This window comes from Niabella pedocola, assembly GCF_021044425.1.
GTDB lineage: Bacteria > Bacteroidota > Bacteroidia > Chitinophagales > Chitinophagaceae > Niabella > Niabella pedocola.
The window spans coordinates 210,062-228,765 of sequence record NZ_JAJNEC010000006.1; the positions used below are offsets into that span (position 1 = coordinate 210,062).

General features: G+C 47.5%; 14 protein-coding genes and 1 tRNA gene. 11 read left to right on the top strand and 4 right to left on the bottom strand.

The genetic code is table 11. The features are described 5' to 3' along the window. Positions 1-60 precede the first annotated feature (60 nt). The 4 genes from LQ567_RS20195 to LQ567_RS20210 all read left to right on the top strand — a co-directional run bounded on the left by LQ567_RS20195 (position 61) and on the right by LQ567_RS20210 (position 3,495). Positions 61-1,071, top strand: coding sequence for a hypothetical protein (locus LQ567_RS20195; RefSeq protein ID WP_231007537.1), 1,011 nt, complete (start codon positions 61-63; stop codon positions 1,069-1,071). 512 nt (positions 1,072-1,583) lie between these two features. Continuing rightward, positions 1,584-2,105: an RNA polymerase sigma factor gene (locus LQ567_RS20200; protein WP_231007538.1), complete on the top strand. Its 522-nt coding sequence runs from the start codon at positions 1,584-1,586 to the stop codon at positions 2,103-2,105. A gap of 18 nt (positions 2,106-2,123) precedes the next feature. After that, entirely contained in the window at positions 2,124-2,489 is a 366-nt protein-coding gene (locus tag LQ567_RS20205; RefSeq protein ID WP_231007539.1) for a hypothetical protein, read from the top strand. A gap of 70 nt (positions 2,490-2,559) precedes the next feature. Then, entirely contained in the window at positions 2,560-3,495 is a 936-nt protein-coding gene (locus LQ567_RS20210) for a Dyp-type peroxidase (RefSeq protein WP_231007540.1), read from the top strand. 429 nt (positions 3,496-3,924) lie between these two features. On the opposite strand, the gene LQ567_RS20215 is transcribed toward LQ567_RS20210, so the two are convergent. Further along, a tRNA-Ile gene (locus tag LQ567_RS20215) sits at positions 3,925-3,998 on the bottom strand. 216 nt (positions 3,999-4,214) lie between these two features. Between LQ567_RS20215 and LQ567_RS20220 the strand changes: the two genes are divergently transcribed. The 3 genes from LQ567_RS20220 (at position 4,215) to LQ567_RS20230 (ending at position 8,866) form a co-directional block, all read left to right on the top strand. Beyond that, positions 4,215-4,964, top strand: a complete 750-nt coding sequence (locus tag LQ567_RS20220; protein WP_231007541.1) for a hypothetical protein — start codon at positions 4,215-4,217, stop codon at positions 4,962-4,964. A 207-nt stretch (positions 4,965-5,171) separates the two neighbouring features. Further along, a complete protein-coding gene (locus LQ567_RS20225; RefSeq protein WP_231007542.1) occupies positions 5,172-7,121 on the top strand; it encodes a heparinase II/III domain-containing protein in 1,950 nt (649 codons plus the stop codon). A 221-nt stretch (positions 7,122-7,342) separates the two neighbouring features. After that, a complete protein-coding gene (locus tag LQ567_RS20230) occupies positions 7,343-8,866 on the top strand; it encodes an alpha-L-fucosidase (RefSeq protein ID WP_231007543.1) in 1,524 nt (507 codons plus the stop codon). 273 nt (positions 8,867-9,139) lie between these two features. Here the strand turns inward: LQ567_RS20230 and LQ567_RS20235 are convergent, their stop codons facing one another. After that, a complete protein-coding gene (locus LQ567_RS20235) occupies positions 9,140-9,484 on the bottom strand; it encodes a hypothetical protein (protein ID WP_231007545.1) in 345 nt (114 codons plus the stop codon). Between the two features lie 219 nt (positions 9,485-9,703). Between LQ567_RS20235 and LQ567_RS20240 the strand changes: the two genes are divergently transcribed. Continuing rightward, the gene (locus LQ567_RS20240) at positions 9,704-10,354 is read left to right on the top strand and encodes a tetratricopeptide repeat protein (protein WP_231007546.1); all 651 of its coding nucleotides are present in this window, start codon (positions 9,704-9,706) and stop codon (positions 10,352-10,354) included. Between the two features lie 356 nt (positions 10,355-10,710). Here the strand turns inward: LQ567_RS20240 and LQ567_RS20245 are convergent, their stop codons facing one another. Further along, positions 10,711-12,147, bottom strand: a complete 1,437-nt coding sequence (locus tag LQ567_RS20245) for an Ig-like domain-containing domain (RefSeq protein WP_231007547.1) — start codon at positions 12,145-12,147, stop codon at positions 10,711-10,713. Between the two features lie 178 nt (positions 12,148-12,325). On the opposite strand from LQ567_RS20245, the gene recR reads away from it, so the two are divergent. The 3 genes from recR (at position 12,326) to metH (ending at position 17,116) form a co-directional block, all read left to right on the top strand. After that, complete coding sequence (recR, locus tag LQ567_RS20250) at positions 12,326-12,943, top strand: recombination mediator RecR (protein WP_231007548.1); 618 nt, start codon at positions 12,326-12,328, stop codon at positions 12,941-12,943. 353 nt (positions 12,944-13,296) lie between these two features. Then, on the top strand, positions 13,297-14,337 hold the full coding sequence (locus LQ567_RS20255; protein ID WP_231007549.1) for a homocysteine S-methyltransferase family protein: 1,041 nt from the start codon (positions 13,297-13,299) through the stop codon (positions 14,335-14,337). A gap of 88 nt (positions 14,338-14,425) precedes the next feature. After that, positions 14,426-17,116, top strand: a complete 2,691-nt coding sequence (gene metH, locus LQ567_RS20260; RefSeq protein ID WP_231007550.1) for a methionine synthase — start codon at positions 14,426-14,428, stop codon at positions 17,114-17,116. Positions 17,117-17,121: 5 nt separating this feature from the next. Here metH and LQ567_RS20265 read toward each other — a convergent pair whose 3' ends face one another. After that, positions 17,122-18,375, bottom strand: coding sequence for an ROK family protein (locus tag LQ567_RS20265; protein WP_231007551.1), 1,254 nt, complete (start codon positions 18,373-18,375; stop codon positions 17,122-17,124). Between the last annotated feature and the right edge of the window lie 329 nt (positions 18,376-18,704).

Here is an 18,704-nt window from a genome sequence, read left to right on the forward strand (position 1 = left end):
TAATGACTCAATGAATTGTAAACGTTGGGTATAATATTCTTTAAATTAAAAAATAATAATATGAAAAAGCTTTGTGGTTTTGTCCTGGCCTTAATGATGTATAGTGGTTTAAATGCACAGGATCCGGCGGTTAACGGAGCAACGGTTACTCCCAGTCCGGGGCTTGTGAACGGCCAGGGGAAGTTTAGCTTTAATTTTCAAAATCTTTCGAACAGTCCTATTCCAATGGGAGTTGTTCCTACTTCAGTTACCATCAGCCTGAATAAGTTTACGCCCATAGTAGACGGTAACGGTATTCCCCAGGTTACCGGTGCTGGAGCTGCGTTCTTCGATTGGACCTACAATGCAGGAACCGCAACGGTGAAAGGTATTCAAAAACAGGATATTCCCGGGGCAACAGACCCAATGACACCTGTAGGAGGACCGGTTGTTGTTGAGGGCGTATTTTCGGCAGCATCCACACCTGCCCAGGCGGGTGCTTCCAATGGGAATGGCGCAAACGTAAATATACAGCAGGGAGCCGGCGGCAATATAAAACTGGATAATGATAATACGGTAGCGTATACGTTCACGGATGGCGCTTTACCCGTTGCATTCGGCTTTACCAGCGCCAGTTTTAGTAACGGAAAATTGAGCGTTCACTGGTCAACATTTACAGAAAATGCGAATAAATCGTTTTCTATTGAATTGTCTAAAGACGGGAAAGCGTTTAGAACAGCGGATGTTGTGCCTACAAAGGCAACAGGTGGTAACTCTACTGCTGAAATTGAATATGAGTATAGTAAAGAGTGGAAAGAGGTTTCAACAGCTTTGGGCTTTTCATTTTGGCAGATGGGCGTGTTGTTACTGTTAGCCATTTCAGTTGTATTATCCGTAAGACAGTCCAAACCAAAAATGATGCTGTTTTCCCTGGTGCTGTTAATGACAGCAGGTAGCATTGGTTGCCGCAAAAACAAAAGAGATGTTGATGCATCAGGCGAATATCCTACGGTTTATTTGCGGATCGGTCAGGTCAATATCGATGGCACGACCACTAATTATTCCAAAGTGATAAAAGTGGTTGCTGAATAGCATAAAGTAGGTTATGTCTGCCCCGTCCTTCTTTTTAGTAAGACGGCCAGTACATGCAATAGAGGGAAATAGGTCCGGAGTTTTCTGGGCCTATTGTTTTATTTAACAGCGTACTTGCCCGGCGAAAGCAGTGCCTGCAAGCAGCATAACCTTCATTGTGCAGGGCCTCGCTTCTGTAGTTGTTATAAATCTTTCATGCAGGAAGCGGATGCTTCGGGCTGGTGTAAAGGCGCTTAACCTGTTTATGCGGCACGCATGAAGTAGCCGTTCTGATGCAGTAAAGAAATATGAGGGGGGGCAGCTTATGCGTAGCAGTTACAATTATCGATATTATTTGAATAATATTCGACATTCTTTATGAGTTGAATATACAAATTATGTAGCATCTTGATGCCGGATTTGAAATGCCCTTTTTACTGGCCTTATCAGGCTGCAGCAATCATCTTTAACGGGCATTTTAATCAGTGAAACGGGTGTCTGTTCATGGATGCTTATCAATAAAGGGTTTCGGTATGGAAACGAAGACAATTAAAGCCGTAAAGGAGGGGAACTATAGGATCTTTTCCGAAGTGTTTGATCGGTTCTGGCGCAAAGTATACCGCTATTTCCTCAAGCAAACTCAAAATGCAGCAGATTCAAAAGATTTAACCCAACGGGTATTTATAAATTTATGGACACACCGGGATGCACTTTCTGAAGAAGGTACATTGAATGAACAAATATTCCGTAATGCACGCCTGACGTTTATTGGCTGGCTGAGCCGGAAATACCGTTTCCGCGACAGCTTTTTAATAACGGAGGATGGAAAACAGGTGGCGTTGTTCGTGCTGGCTGATGATACCTACCAATTGAATCCGGATGTGCTGCAGGCGCTTGAATCATTGCCTCCAAAGGATAAGGAATTGTTTGAGCTCCGGCATGTTGGGGGGTATTCCAATAAAGAGATCGCGATGCTTTTGGGGATTCCTGCTAAGGCGGCCGAAAGGCAACTTTTAAAAGTCAACCGGCAGTTGCAGAAGTTACTTTCGATGTAAAACAGGAACTTTGCCTGCATGATTGATGACCTCGACCTGGATGCACTTCGAAAATTGCGGCGTATAGGGTATTATTTTCGTTATCCCTTGCATCGCGATAATTTTCATGATCTCAGGATCGGCGATCATCTGTATGGGCATTACACGGCAAAACCATTGTATGGCCGGCTTACCGGCGAGGGCCATGTCGACAAATCGGCCGGGTTTAACGGGGATGTGGCGGTTCTTTTCGCTCCGTTAGCGGTAAATGCTCCGGATGATGTGGAATTGCTCATTGCACACTCCAACCTGGAGCATATGACATTGCCTTCGGGAAAACGGAATTGGAAAAAGATCAACGAAATAGCAGTGGCTGCGATAACAAAACGATTAGAAGAAAAATGAACCGGTTCATGGCAGGCTTATATCTTTGTAAAAAAATCATCAGGTAAGAATCTTTCAACTCAGAAGAACGATGTTGTATACAGACCCCACCCCCCAAAACGTACTGGATTATCATGGTAACAATACGCTGTTCATGGTTTGGAATTTTAAGGACAACGTAGATGCCAACGATGCATTCAAAAGACTTTGCGCATTGGTGATCAACCTGAATCATTCTGCAGATGTCCGATTTCAGGATGATAGTGAAAGCTGTGTAATGGGTATCGGGCATGAAGCCTGGTTACGGCTGCAGCTCCCGGCTCCGCTTCCCAAAGAATTGGAACAATTTACGCCCATTGCCGGGGAAAAGCATACCGCTGTGGCAACCAAAGGGGATCTGCATTTTCATCTCCGGTCGTTTAACAATAGAGGCATCTGTTATGATATGGCTGCGGCCATATCCGATGTGTTAACACCCGTGGCGGTATGTGTGGAAGAAGTGCACGGTTTCAGGTATTGGGACGGGCGGTCTATTTTGGGGTTTGTAGATGGTACCGAAAACCCGCATGGGGAAAAAGAGCGGGCTTATTTTGGCCTGGTAGGCGATAGCGACCCAGCGTATAAAGGAGGTAGCTATCTCTTTGTTCAGAAATACATCCACGATCTGAAAGCATTTAAGGCATTGTCCCTGCCCGAACAGGAAGCGGTGTTTGGCCGGCATAAGGCTAGTGATATAGAAATGCCGGATGATGTAAAACCCAAAAATTCGCACAGTGCTGTGGCCAATGTGGGTGATGATTTTAAGGTCATTCGGGATAATATGCCCTTTGGAAATATCGGAAGCAATGAAATGGGTACTTATTTTATTGCCTATGCAAGTACCTTCAGCACGGTTAAAAAAATGCTGGATAAAATGTTCATCGGTGAGCCTGCGGGAAATTATGACCGGCTATTGGATTTCAGCACCGCAAAAACAGGAAGTCTGTTCTTTGTACCAACACTGGATATGCTGGATGATTTTTCATGAGTGTGGAACTTACCGGATAAAAAGTCCAAACAGGCAGAAGCTGTCAGTTGTATAAAGGACTTTATATGCTTCCTTGCAAAGCCGAAAACTACATAATACCTAAAAAAGTATTCGCTTTGGAAAATCCGGGAAAGTGCATTTTCATGATGCCACTCAGATCCTCAATCCTCAATTATGTTCAATTTATGAGGAGGCCGTTGGAATACGAGCTACTTCGGGCTTGATTTATCTTTCGATGCCTTTCCATGAAAAAATTTTCTATACCCAATCCGGATTGCCATCACTCATTACTCCTTGGTTCAACATATTTGAGATCGGGCTTCAAAAGCCTAAAGGGTACAGGCGTTTTGCATGCAACAATAAAGTATCTCTATATAGTGGGTACAAATAAAAAAGCACCTACATTTTTGTAAGTGCTTGATTTTTAAGTGGTCCCACCTGGGCTCGAACCAGGGACCCTCTGATTATGAGTCAGATGCTCTAACCGGCTGAGCTATAGGACCAATGCTGTAAACAGCAAATAATATGTAAAAAGAACCTGGTAATTTGATCATGCCCTGGCGGAACCGGTTTCCTCCGGGGGAGGGCGAAATTAAACAAAATAATCATTCCGCAAGCAGAAAGTTCCATTTTCAGGGAGAAAAGTTTTCCAAGAACAAGGGGGTATTAACCTAATTTTAACCCAAAGACAAGCTATATTTGCGCAACTTAAAATATTTATGAAGAAAATAGTTCTATTCCTGGTTGCCAGCTTTTTATTGGGCGGAGCGTTGTATGCGCAGGTTGATACGTCTGTAGCAGCTGCCGTTGTGGCTGCCAATCCTCCCAAACCTAAAAAGAAGAAGTATGATCTTTCCAAGCGGGCGAATGATCATTTTTTGCTGCAGCTTGGATACACCAACTGGGCGAGCTTGCCAGACAGCATTAAAACCGGAAATCTGCCCCGGAGTATCAACGCGTATTTTATGCTCGACTTTCCATTCAAGAGCAATCAGAAACTGAGCGCAGCCATCGGGTTGGGCATCGGTTCGGATCATATGACCCTGGATAAAAATCTGAATTTTGCAAACGTAAAGGCTACCGGTACACGGCTTCCGTTTAATGATACCGCGCGTTTTGACGTGAAAAAGACGAAACTTTCTACCGCTTACCTGGAGGCTCCCGTGGAATTGCGCTTTGTATCGGATCCGGAACACAGCGATCGTAGTTTTAAAGTGGCGCTGGGTGTAAAATTAGGAACCATGATCAAAGCTGCTACCCGGTCAAGAGTGCTGCAGTCCGGAGGTGACTACGTGCTGAAAGAATCCAGTAAACGTTATTTTAATACCACAAGGGTTGTAGGTACTGCCCGTATAGGCGTTGGCCATTTTACCCTGTTTGGCACCTACCAGTTTACCAAATTGCTGAAAGATGGTGCAGGTCCTGAAATTAAACCGTATACCATCGGGTTGAGTTTTGGAGGACTGTAGGTTTTTACAATTTTTTGATGAGCGGATCCGGAAGGGTCCGCTTTTTTTATGGCGCCAACATTCGATTTTATTATCTTTCGGTGCCCGGGCGATTGTGAAAGCGATGGTTGCATTTATTTAAAAGGCATAGTCAGGCAAAAAATGGTAGCACCGGCAGGAATCCGGCTGCTTGTGGTAACAGTAATGCCGGATCATCAAAACAGGTATATGAAAAGAAAAATCAAATTTTTATTTCCGGGATGGATGGGCATCCTGCTGATGGCATGTATGCTGCTGCCCGCGGTTTCCTTTGCGTACGAGCAACGGAACCTGCTGCAAAAACAGGGCAATGTGCAACAGATCAAAAGCATGCTGCTGCCCCGGCAACAATGGATCCCGTATCCGGCATATACGGACCGCGCCGGATGGGACCGGCTAACCGGTGTGTACAAAAATGCTTTTATTGAAAGAGGCAATGCGGCGTTGGCCTATCAATGGAAAGTGATAAAAGCCACCGACTACCTGGAATATACCCGTAGCGGCTCCCGGGTGGTGATGGAAACACCCCTGAACGAGAATATTACAACAATTGTAAACCTCTTTGCTGCGGAGCTGGCAGAGGGAAAGGGCCGGTACCTCGATCAGCTGGCCAATGGTGTTTTTGCCGCTTGTGAAATGACTTCCTGGGCATTGTCGGCGCACCTGAGCCTGCAGACAAGTAAAATCGGATTTCCGGATCACCGGGAGCAGGTCATTGATCTGATGGCCGGAGATATGGGATCGTTGTTTGCCTGGATCTATTATTATTTTCATGATGCATTTAAAAAAATAAACCCGCTGCTGGAGATGCGGTTGAAAAAAGAACTGGAAGACCGTATCCTGGTGCCTTATATGCAAACAGACCATCTTTGGTGGATGGCCCTGCGGTACAAACCCGGAGACCTGGTAAATAACTGGAACCCCTGGTGCAATTCCAATGTGCTGCAAACATTTGCCCTCATTGAAGATGACCCGGAGAAACTGGCCCGAGCCGTTTACCGGACAATGATGTCTGTAGACCAATTTATCAATTACACCAATGAAGACGGTGCCTGTGAAGAAGGCCCGTCTTACTGGGGACATGCCGCCGGCAAACTTTATGATTATCTTCAGCTGCTGTATGATATTACGGGTGGGAAGATTTCCCTTTTCGGGGAACCCATCATTAAAAATATGGGCACCTATATCTCCCGTGCATATGTGGGCAACGGCTGGGTGGTGAATTTTGCAGATGCCTCCGCAAAGCTTTATCCGGATGCGCCATTGATTTACCGCTACGGCAAGGCGGTGAATAGCGCAGAAATGGTGCAACTGGCTGCGCTTATCCGCAACAGCCGGAAAGAAGGACAGGTACCTGTGGCAGGGAGAGATGCCTACCGGTTGTTTCAAACGCTGCGCTTTGATAACGATCTGGCCGCTGCTACAGCCGCGCACGATATTCCGGCGGTAACCTGGTACCCGCAAACCCAGGTGTGCTTTATGAAGCAGGGAACGCTTTTCTTCGCCGGTAAAGGAGGGCATAACAATGAAAGTCATAACCATAACGACGTCGGTACGTTCAATGTGTACATGAACGATGTTCCGGTGTTTATCGATGCCGGTGTGGGCACTTATACCCGCCAAACTTTTGGTCCGGGGCGGTACTCCATCTGGACCATGCAAAGCGGCTATCATAATGTACCGGTAATTAACGGGTACGAACAGAAGAACGGGGCCGCTTATAAAGCCCGGGATGCGCAATTCCGGGAAGCCACAAAAACCTTTTCGCTGGATATCAGCAAGGCGTATCCCGAAGCCGCCGGCGTAATACGCTGGTTGCGGAGTTACCGGCTTACCAACGGCCTGCTGGAAATAAAAGACCAGTTCTCGATCAACCGTCCGGAAAAGGAAAACAGGGTTCATTTCCTTTGCTATGGCTCCGTAAAAAAGGAAGCACCCGGAAAAATCCTGATCGAGCAGGCGCAGGGCAAAGCCGAATTTATGTACAACAGCCGGGATTTTGAAGCCACCGTTGAAACGGTTCCCCAGGATGATGCCCGCTTATCATCCGTTTGGGGAAAGCAGCTCAGCCGGGTAGTACTGACTGCCCGCAGGTTGCAACAGTCGGGAAGTTATGTGTTCCGGATCCGGCAATTGTAAACAAACAGGATGCTGGATTCAGATACGGAATGCTTTTTATTCTGGAAGACAAGAGATTTTAGAAAAATCATATTCATGCCCACTCTTGAAGAACTGCCGCTTCTGGATTGACAAATTCAAAAATAAATCGTAACATTAAACCGTGAATGGGTAAGAGGTTGTATCATTGGTTTTTTGATACAACCTCTCCTTTTTGAATCAAAGACAGCGTAAAAATGAAGATGAAGCACTTACTGATGACTGTGGGACTGATATCCGCTTGCGGAACGATACAGGCCCAAAAAGAAAATTATGTAGCAATTGCTCCGGGTGAATCTGAAAAACAGATCATCCAAAAAGCAGCCAACGTGGTGCCTACCGCACGACAGTTGCGCTGGCAGCAGCTGGAGCTCACCGCCTTCTTTCACTTTGGCATCAATACATTTACCGGCAGGGAATGGGGCGATGGTAAAGAAGACCCGGCGATCTTTAATCCAACGGCGCTGGATGCGCAGCAATGGGTAAAGACCGTAAAGGATGCGGGCTTTAAACAGGTGATCATCACGGCTAAACATCACGACGGGTTCTGTTTATGGCCCACTGCTACCACAGCACATTCCGTAAAAAGCAGTCCCTGGAAGAACGGGCAGGGCGATGTGGTAAAAGAAGTAGCGGAGGCCTGTAAAAAACTCAATATGGGCTTTGGGGTCTACCTGTCTCCCTGGGACCGGAATGCCCCGGTTTATGGTACCGAAGCCTATAATGATTTCTTTGTACGGCAGCTAACGGAACTGCTTACCCGCTATGGAAAAGTAGATGAGGTTTGGTTTGACGGGGCCAACGGCGAGGGACCTAACGGTAAAAAGCAGGTCTATGATTTTAACCGTTGGTATCAGCTGATACGGAAATTGCAGCCACAGGCAACCATTGCCATTATGGGACCTGATGTGCGGTGGGTAGGCACCGAAACCGGTCGCGGACGCCGGATGGAATGGAGCGTGGTAACCACTAACAACCTGGACCAGGGACAGATTGCTGCAAACTCGCAGCAGGGAATGCTGTTTAAACCCGTTAGCGATCTGAAGGGAGACGATCTCGGAAGCCGCGAAAAAATTGTACAGGCAAAGGGATTGGTGTGGTACCCGGCCGAAACGGATGTATCCATAAGACCGGGCTGGTTCTATCATGAAGACCAGGATAAAAAAGTGAAAACGCCGGAAGAACTGCTGAAGATTTATTTTACATCGGTAGGAATGAACAGTGTGTTGCTGCTGAATATTCCGCCCAACAAACGGGGACTTATCGCCGATGCCGATATCAGATCGCTGCGGGAATGGACGCAGATACGGAACCGGCTTTTCAGCACCAATTACCTTAAAGGGGCAACCATGCTTTGCAGGAATGGAATACGTACCGGTGCCTTGCTGGACGGCAACAATGCCACGCATTTTACCACAACCGGCACGGATACGGCTGCTACCATCCTCTTCAAATTAAAAAAGCCGGCTACCTTCAATGTGCTTTCGCTCCAGGAAAATATCCGGGTGGGACAGCGCGTGGAAAAATTCAGTGCCTGGTATAAGGAGAGCGGTGAGTGGAAACCTTTTGCAAACGAAACCACTATCGGGTATAAACGGTTGCTTCATTTTGCCCCCATAACCGCCGCTGAAGTAAAAATTGAAATAGAGTCGTCGAGGTTAAACCCTGCAATCGCAGAAGCAGGGCTCTACTTCTGTAAGGAACTGGCCGGAACGGGAAATAAGTAATGCCGCGGCCTTTCAAATGCCATTCAGATCTTGTCTGCCGGCAGATGAGGCCTGAATGACATTTGTCTATTGGAAAAACCTGAATCTGGGCAAATGCATTATATTGTATGGAATACACGTGTAAAATACGATGCGCGAACCAGGTAAAACCGGCACCGAAACCGGATCTTCATCAATAGAAGGCAGGTGACTATTGCAATCTCCTGGATATTCAGGAGCCCAGGTCGCCCGGGAGTAGTATTTACACCTGCATATTTTTATCGTTTAGCTGTATCAGATGCCGTGCTCTTCAAAATAGAGCAGTACATGGTCCTTTAAAAAGTTTTCCTGCTCCACCGGGCTCATTACCGGCATTTGTTTGAGCTGCTTAAAATGGGGCCAGCCATCCTTGTCTTTTCCTTCATAAACATAGTAGCCGCTGGGCGTCAGCAAGCTACAAATAGCCACATGCATCAGGTCCTGCTTTTGCTCCTTGGAGAATTTGGGTTTTATCTGTCCGAATTCCTGGATGCCGATCAGGAACAAAAGCGTTTCCATATCCGGCTTTTTCCCAAAACGTTCCACCAATTTTGCTTCCAGGTTCCACCAGCGCACCTGCAGATCATCACTCATTACCATACTGCAAAAGTACAGGGTTATGAAATATCCCGCATAAGGTCTTTTTAGCGCGATCGGATAAGATCGGTTTCGCAGTGCACGCGGTGCAATGATTGCGGGCCTGGAAAAAGGGCGTATTCTATAAAAAAAGGCACGCGTCTTTTTACGGTGGATAGCAACCCTTATCTTTGCAGCCCCAAAAGGAGGGCTACGGCGATCCTTAAAAAAATAAAAATCAGCATGAAAGCGTATAATGTTTTAATAAAATACCGGTTACCGATCAGCATTCTTTTAATCCTTGCGGGTGTATATGTGAATTATGCGGGTAGTTTTTGGCCGGCTTTTCCGTTGTACCTGGTAGGAGCCATTCTTTTATTCAGTCATTTTTTCTTTGGACCGCTGCGCCTGATCCAGGAGTATATGGAAACAGGCGACCTGGACGGTGCTGAAAAAGTACTGAACTCGATCCGCTTCCCGAATCTGTTGTACAAGCCCATCCGCTCCGTATATTATACGCTAAAGGGAAATATTGCGATGAGCAAGCAGGACTTCGATAGCGCCGAAACCATGATGAAAAAAGGACTGGATCTGGGTATGCCCATGAAAGAGGCCGAAGGCGCCAGTTTGCTGCAAATGGGAATGCTGGCTATGCAAAAAGGCAATACCCGCCAGGGCGAAAGTTATATCCGCCAGGCCATTCGTAAGGGATTGCCCGATAAAGAAAATGAAGCGGCTGCTTACCTGCAGATGTGCAGCATTATGATGAATAAACGGGAATTCAGGGCTGCAAAGGATTTCTTCCGTAAAGCCAAAGCCTGCAAACCCACCACACCACAGATCGTAAGCCAGATCAAGGAAATTGAAAAATACATCTCCCGGATGCCGGGATAGCCGTATGCAGCATTGCGCATTCCGATTTGAGAACCGGCATGCAGCCATTCGTACCCGTTTTATTGACCATCAGCAGGGTTTTCTACCGATAACAGATAACACTGGTGGACGGAAGTGTTTTCCTGTTTAACTGAAAAAATGGTTGTTAGTGGTGGTACCGGACAAGCGCTTTATGTGTTGAAATCAAATCTCAGTTCCCGAGTCAATGTCGTTTACGAAGCGTTTTTTTTATTATTGCCGCAGATACGCTGATGGCGCCTGCGGTGCTATTTGGGGTGCGATTAAAGCCGGTACCAGATCTGCGCAGCTGCGGCTCTAACGCAACGGCATTAATGCCCGAATCTCAACACCCAAAACTATTTCGGCGGCGGTTTTAAATTGATTTCCGGTTCCAGTGTCCAGTTGGCTTTAAAATTAAGCTTGCGGTCCAGGGGCACGATGATCTCCGGTTGTATATGTTTGTAAAAATCTCCCGGATCCCATTTGCCGTTCCCGTTCCGGTCAAAAAGCACCTGCAGGTCATAGTCGCCCGGGGTGTACAGGTCAATTTCGAGGATATTGGAGCGAAGCGGGAAGGCGTTTTTCAGCTGATCGCCCTGCGAAACCAGCAGCACGGGGTGAACCGAAGTATCCAGGTTGTTAAACGTAAGCCGTGCCTGTCCGTAATCTTTTCGCGACAGTGTGTTGAATTTCAGCGTGTCTGGCTTTAACAGCCCCCGGTCCAGGCTGTCGGAAGCAAAATCCTTTGGCAGGATCAGGTTATATCGTTTCCCTTCTTCCCACTGTATATTCATTGTAATGATCCTCCGGGTGCTGTCTAGCGTAAATTTATATCCGGTAGCAGGGGTAAAATTACTATCGGTGGTCAGGATCATTTTTTCCGGGAAAAAGTTCTTTAAGGAATTGGCAAAACTGATCTGCAGGGGCGACAGCAGGTCCTGCTGCTGTGCCTGTAAATTGGTTTGGAATTTCAGGCGTTTTTCTTTTTTGTCGAGCTCCGGTTCCTCGGCGGTTGCGCCGGCCTGCTTCTCTTCTTCCTGTACATAAGCATACAACCGTACCGGTGGCGGGGGAACCGGGCGTATAACGATCGGGGTATCGGCAAAAGCAAATACCTGCTGTTTGCTGGTATACATATAAGCCCCGCCTTCACTCTTAAGGGCATAAAGCCGGTAGGTGCCCGGGCGCAGGTACCGGAACAGGAAGTCGCCGGTACTGTCCAGCTTGGCAATATACTCCGGATTGTGTTTAAAAACGGCGCTGTCTTCCAGGTCGGAATGCAGCATTACCGTTAAGGTAGAATCCGGTTTTACGGTTTTCGCCATTTTTACGTTGCCGCTTAGCTGCAGCGAATCAAAGTAGTCACCGGTGGTTACCACGTATAACATGTCCTTGGCCTTATTGCCTTCGGTAATATCTTTAATTACATTGGTAAAATTGAGTACATAGGTGGTGTTTTCTTTCAAGCTGTCCTTGAGCCGTACGGTTACTGTTTTCAGCTTGCGGTCTACCTGCGGAATGGTTTTCGGCAGGGGGGATATGACCAGGTTCTGATATACATCATTCAGATCTACATACTCGTCAAAGTAAAAGGTGATCCGCTGCTGGTCAAAATGCTTGGTTTTATTCGGAGGGGTTACCCGAACGATCTGTGGCGGCAGACTATCTTTTGGCCCTCCCGTAGGGGCGATAATATTGGCACAACCACCGCCTGAATAGATCAACACAATCACAGCAGCAGCAACAAAAAACAAACCCGAAAGACGCTTTATTTGCATATGAATTGCAAACATAATCGCTTTTGGGGAAATGAAACGCTCCCCGTTGCTTAGTGATTGTTAATATCTGCGGTTTTTGAAGCGGGCGTCATTTGCGTAATCTTCCGCTTATACCAGCTAACGGGTGTTTTGACGGTGCTGAATTGATACGGCAAAGCCCCGCATTTTCTGTTTTCCGGTGTATCTTTGCAAGATGCAGTTTTCTTCCGGTTTATTGGAATCAGCGGTCAATGAGTTTGCAAAACTTCCGGGCATTGGTAAAAAAACAGCGCTTCGGCTGGTGCTGCACCTGTTGCGGCAGGAGCCGGGAGAAGTGAGCCGGTTTAGTGAAACCATCGACAGGATGCGCAGGGATATTTGTTTTTGTAAACGTTGTTTTAATGTGGCAGACGGTGATTTTTGCTCGGTTTGCTCCAATTCGCACCGGCAACAGCACACCATTTGCGTGGTAGAAACCATCCGGGATGTGATCGCCATCGAAAGCACCCAGCAATACAATGGTACCTATCATGTACTGGGAGGGGTTATTTCCCCGCTGGATGGGGTGGGGCCTGACCAACTGAACATCGGATCGCTGCTGCACCGGGTAGAACATGAAAAGACGGAGGAGCTCATTTTTGCCTTAAATCCTACCATCCAGGGCGATACCACCATCTACTATATCCAGAAAAAGCTGCAGGATCAATCGGTCCGTATCACCACCATTGCCCGGGGAATTGCCTTTGGTGGCGAGCTGGAATACGCGGATGAATTAACCCTGGGCCGCAGCCTGCAAAACCGGCTTCCGGTGGAAAAATATATGAGCCGGTAAGTGCAGGTATCATCGGTCAGCCATCAGATTAAGGGTTTCAGGTGTGAAGTTCCAGGGTTCACGTTCGCTCCGGAACAAAAGTGAACAGCTGCGATTCACAAGGGTTTCAAATGCTTGTTCCTTGTTGGGCCGGTTTGATCCCTGGCGCTTCTTCTCAATTCTCGATTCTCAATTCTGAAATCTGATAACTAAAAAACCGTACCTTTGCACCCGCAGGCGGATTTGTTTATTGTTCAGCCTGTTTAAAAATCTGAACTAATAAACGTTAGAATTCCTGCTAAAGATTTTCCACGTTTATTTTTTTGGGATTACAGATTCCGGCAACACTGTTGCCACTAATAAAATTTTGTATAATGAGCAAAATAAAGGAACTGTTACAGCAGCGCATACTGGTGCTGGATGGTGCTATGGGTACCATGATCCAGCGGTATCGGTTAACAGAGGAAGACTACCGGGGTAACCGGTTTCAGAACTGGCACTCGGATGTAAAAGGAAACAACGATCTGTTGAGTATTACGCGGCCGGATGTGATTAAGGCCATTCATAAAGAGTACCTGGAAGCCGGATCGGATATTATCGAAACCAATACGTTCAGCTCCACCTCCATTGCACAGGCAGATTATGATATGCAATCCCTGGCGTATGAGCTGAATGTGGCGTCTGTAAAATGCGCCCGTGAAGCCATCGACGCCTTTGTGAGCGAGCATCCGGGTACCGGACCGAAGTTTATTGCCGGTGCGATCGGACCGCTGAACAAAACGCTTTCCCTGTCGCCGGATGTAAATAATCCGGGTTACAGGGCCGTAACCTTTGACGAGGTGGTGGCGGCCTATACCGAACAGATTCACGGATTGATAGACGGGGGAGCGGATCTGCTGCTGATCGAAACCATTTTTGATACACTCAACGCAAAAGCGGCCATTTTTGCTGTCAAGCAATTTTTCAGGGATCACCCGGAGAAGGCAACCCGTTTCAACAACGGTGCCGAGGGTGCGCCGGTGATGATCAGTGGTACAATCACGGATGCGTCCGGCAGAACCCTGAGCGGGCAAACGCTGGAGGCCTTTTATATTTCGGTGGCCCATGCAAGTCCGTTGAGTGTGGGCCTGAACTGTGCGCTGGGAGCAAAGGAAATGCGTCCGCATGTGAGCGAGCTGGCACACCTGGCCGGCTGTTATGTGTCTGCCTACCCCAATGCCGGCCTGCCCAATGCAATGGGCGAATACGACGAACTTCCGGAGCAAACGGCCGCCTTCCTGGAAGATTGGGCTAAAGAGGGGTATGTGAATATTGTAGGCGGCTGCTGCGGCACTACACCGGCACATATTGCGGCCATCGCCAAAGCTGTAAAAGACGTAACACCGCGAACGGTACCGGTGGCTGCGTATAATTAATGGACGGTGATAAACTGCAAACGAACGATATTATAAAATTTTAGCGCCGCTTTGTGTCTTCGTACCGCTGTGGCTCAAATGAGTATTCATGTCAGCAACTGTAAAAATTCATTCTTTCTTAAGTTTATCCGGGCTTGAACCATTGGTGGTAAGGCCTGAAACGAATTTTATAAATGTTGGGGAACGTACCAACGTAACCGGCTCCAAGAAATTTGCCCGCCTGATCCGCGAAAACAAATACGAGGAAGCACTGAGCGTAGCACGCCAGCAGGTGGAGAACGGAGCACAGGTGATTGATATTAATATGGATGATGCCCTGCTGGATGGGGTGCAGGCCATGACCACCTTTATCAACCTGGTGCAGAGTGAGCCGGACATTGCCAAAGTACCCGTGATGATCGACTCTTCCAAGTTCGAGATCATTCAGGCCGGTCTTAAATGTGTACAGGGCAAATGTATCGTAAACTCGATCTCCATGAAAGAGGGCGAGGCGAAGTTTATAGAACAGGCAATTATCTGCAAAAGCTTTGGTGCTGCAGTAGTGGTGATGGCTTTTGATGAACAGGGCCAGGCGGATACCAAAGAGCGGAAGGTGGAGATCTGCCACCGGGCCTATAAAATACTGACCGAAAAAGTAGGGATCGCTCCGCAGGATATCATTTTTGATCCGAATATTTTTGCCATCGCCACGGGATTGGAAGAGCACAATAACTACGGGGTCGATTTTATTGAAGCGGTAAAGGAGATCAAAGAACGGATGCCTGCTGTAAGCATCAGCGGTGGGGTGAGTAATTTGTCGTTTTCTTTCCGGGGTAATGAACCGGTGCGGGAAGCCATGCATGCGGTGTTTTTATACTACGCCATAAAGGCGGGTATGAATATGGGCATTGTGAATGCCGGGCAGCTGGTGGTATACGATGAAATTGAACTGCAGTTGCGCGAGCTGTGTGAAGATGTGATCCTGAACCGCAACAATGAAAATAATGAGGCCACTGAAAAACTGCTGGCCTTTGCCGAAACCGTAAAGGCCTCCGGCAAGACAGAAAAGAAGGACCTGGCCTGGAGAAATACTCCGGTGGAGGAGCGGCTGAAACATGCACTGGTAAACGGTATTACGGACTATATCGATACTGATACAGAAGAGGCCCGCCTGAAATACCCGCGGCCGCTGGATGTAATTGAAGGACCACTGATGTCCGGGATGGATGTGGTCGGCGACCTGTTTGGTTCGGGTAAAATGTTCCTGCCACAGGTGGTAAAAAGCGCAAGAGTGATGAAGAAAAGTGTGGCCTGGCTTACTCCTTTTATTGAGGAAGAAAAGCTGGCGAATCCTGATGTCAATGATGATGCGGCCCCTACCATCCTGATGGCTACGGTAAAAGGAGATGTGCATGATATCGGTAAAAATATCGTAGGCGTGGTACTGGCCTGTAACGGATATAAGATCATCGACATGGGAGTGATGGTACCTACCGATAAAATACTGGATACTGCTGAAAGGGAAAAAGCCGATATCATCGGGCTTAGCGGGTTGATTACACCCTCCCTGGATGAGATGGTAAATGTGGCACATGAAATGCAGCGGCGTAATATGCCGCAGCCCTTGCTGATTGGCGGAGCTACCACTTCCCGCATGCACACAGCGGTGAAGATTGCCCCGCAATTTGATAAAGGAGTGGTGCACGTACTGGATGCTTCCCGCAGCGTAACCGTCGTAGGTTCACTGTTAAATCCCGAACAGAAACCGCAGTTCCTGGCAAACATCCGGACTGAATATATCAAACTGGCGGAGGATTTTGCCAGCAAGCGAAAGGTAAAGGAATTCCTTCCGTTTGGTGAGGCGCAGAAGAATAAAGTAGCTATCGACTGGACCGGGTTTCAGCCGGTGACACCTTCTTTTACCGGTGTGCGTACGTTTAATCATTACGACCTGTCGGAGATCCGGAAGTATATCGACTGGCAGCCGTTTTTTATTTCCTGGGAGCTGCATGGCAAGTTTCCGCAGATACTGGAAGATCCGGTGGTAGGAAAAGAGGCTACAAAGCTATACCAGGATGCCAATAAAATGCTGGATCAGATCATTGCTGAAAAATGGCTCACTGCACAGGGGGCTGTCGGATTTTGGCCGGTAACAAAAACGGCGGATGATACCGTGCTTGTGCAGGAAAGCGAAGGGAAAACCATACCGCTTCAGTTCCTTCGTCAGCAGATAAAAAAGGCAGCGGGGCAGCCCAACCTGAGCCTGGCAGATTTTATCTGCCCATCCCTAGAGGGTGATTTTATCGGTGCTTTTTCAGTAACCATACAAGGGATCGAACCTCATTTGGAGCGGTTCATCGCACAGAACGATGATTACGGAAAGATCAACCTGCAAGCGCTTTCCGACCGTTTTGCAGAGGCTTTTGCCGAGCTGCTCCACGAAAAGGTGCGGAAGGAATTATGGGGGTATGTAAAAGAGGAGACATTGTCGAACGAAGAGCTGATCCAGGAAAAATACCGCGGTATCCGCCCGGCCCCGGGTTACCCGGCCTGCCCGGATCATACCGAAAAATATAAATTATTCAACCTGCTGGGCGGCGAGGAAAATACCGGCATCCACCTGACCGAATCCCTGGCCATGTACCCTGCTTCTTCCGTATGCGGCTGGTATTTCAGTCACCCGGAGAGCAAATACTTCGGGGTTGGAAAGATCCAGGAAGACCAGTTCCTGGATTACGTACAACGCAAGGAAATGCCGGAAGATGACCTCCGGCGTTGGCTCCGCCCGGTGCTGGAATAAAAGAGTTACCCTTCCAGCTCCCGCAGCAGCGAATCAAAATAATGATCGAAGGAGGCCGTGGCATAGCCCAGGAGGCGGCCGTTCTTTCCCAGTTCGGAGGATACGATGGATGCCTTCTCCCGGATCTGCGTCATGCAATAGGTATTGATGGCCTGCTGCATCGGCAGGGTGATGTATTGCCGGGCTTCTGCAATTTTACCGCCCAGGATGATCAGTTCCGGGTTAAATAATTGAATAAGCGTTGAAATACCCTTTCCCATATTGGTGCCGATATTGGACAATAATTTAATGGCATATTGATCACCGCGGTTGGCAGCCTTAATGACCACTTCTGCTTCAATATTGTCAATTTCTTTTTCAGAAAGTTCAGCCAGTATGGAGTTCTTGCCGGATAAGATCCCCTCCTTCGCCATCTTGGCCAGTGCCAATCCGGAAGCCACTGTTTCCAGGCAGCCATGTTTGCCGCAGTAGCATAAGTCGCCGTTGTCGATAAAGGGAATATGCCCCATCTCTCCCGAAAAACCCGAAGCACCCTGGCGCACTTTTCCATCCATGATAATACCCAGTCCAACCCCCCAGTCCATCAGCAATACCAGCGCATTCCTTTTGCCCAGGGCCAATCCGTGCCGCAGTTCTGCCAGCGCCGTGCCTTTTACATCATTCTGTAAAACCACGGGCAGGTTGAATTTTTCTTCAAAGGCATGCTGGAGCGTTTTCCCGGGAATATCGTTGGTAAGATAGCTGTAGTTTTCGCCCTGGAAAGAATCTACCAGTCCCGGCATACCAATGCTTACGCCGATCAGGCGGCTCTTGTCGATACCGGACTGATCCAGCAGTGATACCGCCATCTGGTGTACCTGGTCGATCCCCTGCCGGTCTTTAGATAAGGTATGCACCGTGGTTACAATGGGCGTGCTCTCTTTGTGCACGTTATCCATAATGACCATCTTTACACTAAACAGTTCAATATCGATACAAAGGGTATACAGGGATCCAGCCTTTAACCCAAACAGGTCGGGTTTACGGCCACCCATGGATTTTCCAAAGCCCCTTTTTTCGATCCATTGCTCCTTGCTGAGCTCACCCAGCAATTTGAGGGTAGTGGGGGTACTTATCGACAGGGCTTTACAGATTTCTCCTACGGATGCAGCATCCACTTCATACAGGTATTTTAGCAGCCGTACTTTAAAAAGGTATTGCTTCCTGCTTTCGGACAGCAGCAAGGGTTGTTCGCTCTCTACAATCGTTTTTGATTTCATGATCCAGTCTGTTTCGTTAAGGCTACCGAAAATAGCTAAACTTATTTTAAAAATTTAATCAAGAATGGAAAATCGATCAAAAATTAAAGAAGTTTTGCTTATTAAATGTTTTTTTTACTTGAATTCTATATTAATTATGTGTAATAGGGTATGATTGTAAAAGTTTTTTAATTCTCCGGGATATTTCCTGCTATTTCTGGTCCGGAAATCATAAAAGAGGAGAGAAAAAGAAAAAAAGAAGTCAAAAGCTATTAAAAATAACAGCGGGTTAATGAGATAAGCCTTATTTTTACGCATCGGAATCCAAAACTGACCCGGGAAACAATCAA

What these genes read in the sequence shown, in the direction of transcription:
- LQ567_RS20195 (WP_231007537.1), top strand. Translation starts at nt 61, where the DNA reads ATGAAAAAGCTTTGTGGTTTTGTCCTGGCCTTAATGATGTATAGTGGT.
- LQ567_RS20200 (WP_231007538.1), top strand. Translation starts at nt 1,584, where the DNA reads ATGGAAACGAAGACAATTAAAGCCGTAAAGGAGGGGAACTATAGGATC.
- LQ567_RS20205 (WP_231007539.1), top strand. Translation starts at nt 2,124, where the DNA reads ATGATTGATGACCTCGACCTGGATGCACTTCGAAAATTGCGGCGTATA.
- LQ567_RS20210 (WP_231007540.1), top strand. Translation starts at nt 2,560, where the DNA reads ATGTTGTATACAGACCCCACCCCCCAAAACGTACTGGATTATCATGGT.
- LQ567_RS20220 (WP_231007541.1), top strand. Translation starts at nt 4,215, where the DNA reads ATGAAGAAAATAGTTCTATTCCTGGTTGCCAGCTTTTTATTGGGCGGA.
- LQ567_RS20225 (WP_231007542.1), top strand. Translation starts at nt 5,172, where the DNA reads ATGAAAAGAAAAATCAAATTTTTATTTCCGGGATGGATGGGCATCCTG.
- LQ567_RS20230 (WP_231007543.1), top strand. Translation starts at nt 7,343, where the DNA reads ATGAAGCACTTACTGATGACTGTGGGACTGATATCCGCTTGCGGAACG.
- LQ567_RS20235 (WP_231007545.1), bottom strand. Translation starts at nt 9,484, where the DNA reads ATGGTAATGAGTGATGATCTGCAGGTGCGCTGGTGGAACCTGGAAGCA.
- LQ567_RS20240 (WP_231007546.1), top strand. Translation starts at nt 9,704, where the DNA reads ATGAAAGCGTATAATGTTTTAATAAAATACCGGTTACCGATCAGCATT.
- LQ567_RS20245 (WP_231007547.1), bottom strand. Translation starts at nt 12,147, where the DNA reads ATGTTTGCAATTCATATGCAAATAAAGCGTCTTTCGGGTTTGTTTTTT.
- recR (WP_231007548.1), top strand. Translation starts at nt 12,326, where the DNA reads ATGCAGTTTTCTTCCGGTTTATTGGAATCAGCGGTCAATGAGTTTGCA.
- LQ567_RS20255 (WP_231007549.1), top strand. Translation starts at nt 13,297, where the DNA reads ATGAGCAAAATAAAGGAACTGTTACAGCAGCGCATACTGGTGCTGGAT.
- metH (WP_231007550.1), top strand. Translation starts at nt 14,426, where the DNA reads ATGTCAGCAACTGTAAAAATTCATTCTTTCTTAAGTTTATCCGGGCTT.
- LQ567_RS20265 (WP_231007551.1), bottom strand. Translation starts at nt 18,375, where the DNA reads ATGAAATCAAAAACGATTGTAGAGAGCGAACAACCCTTGCTGCTGTCC.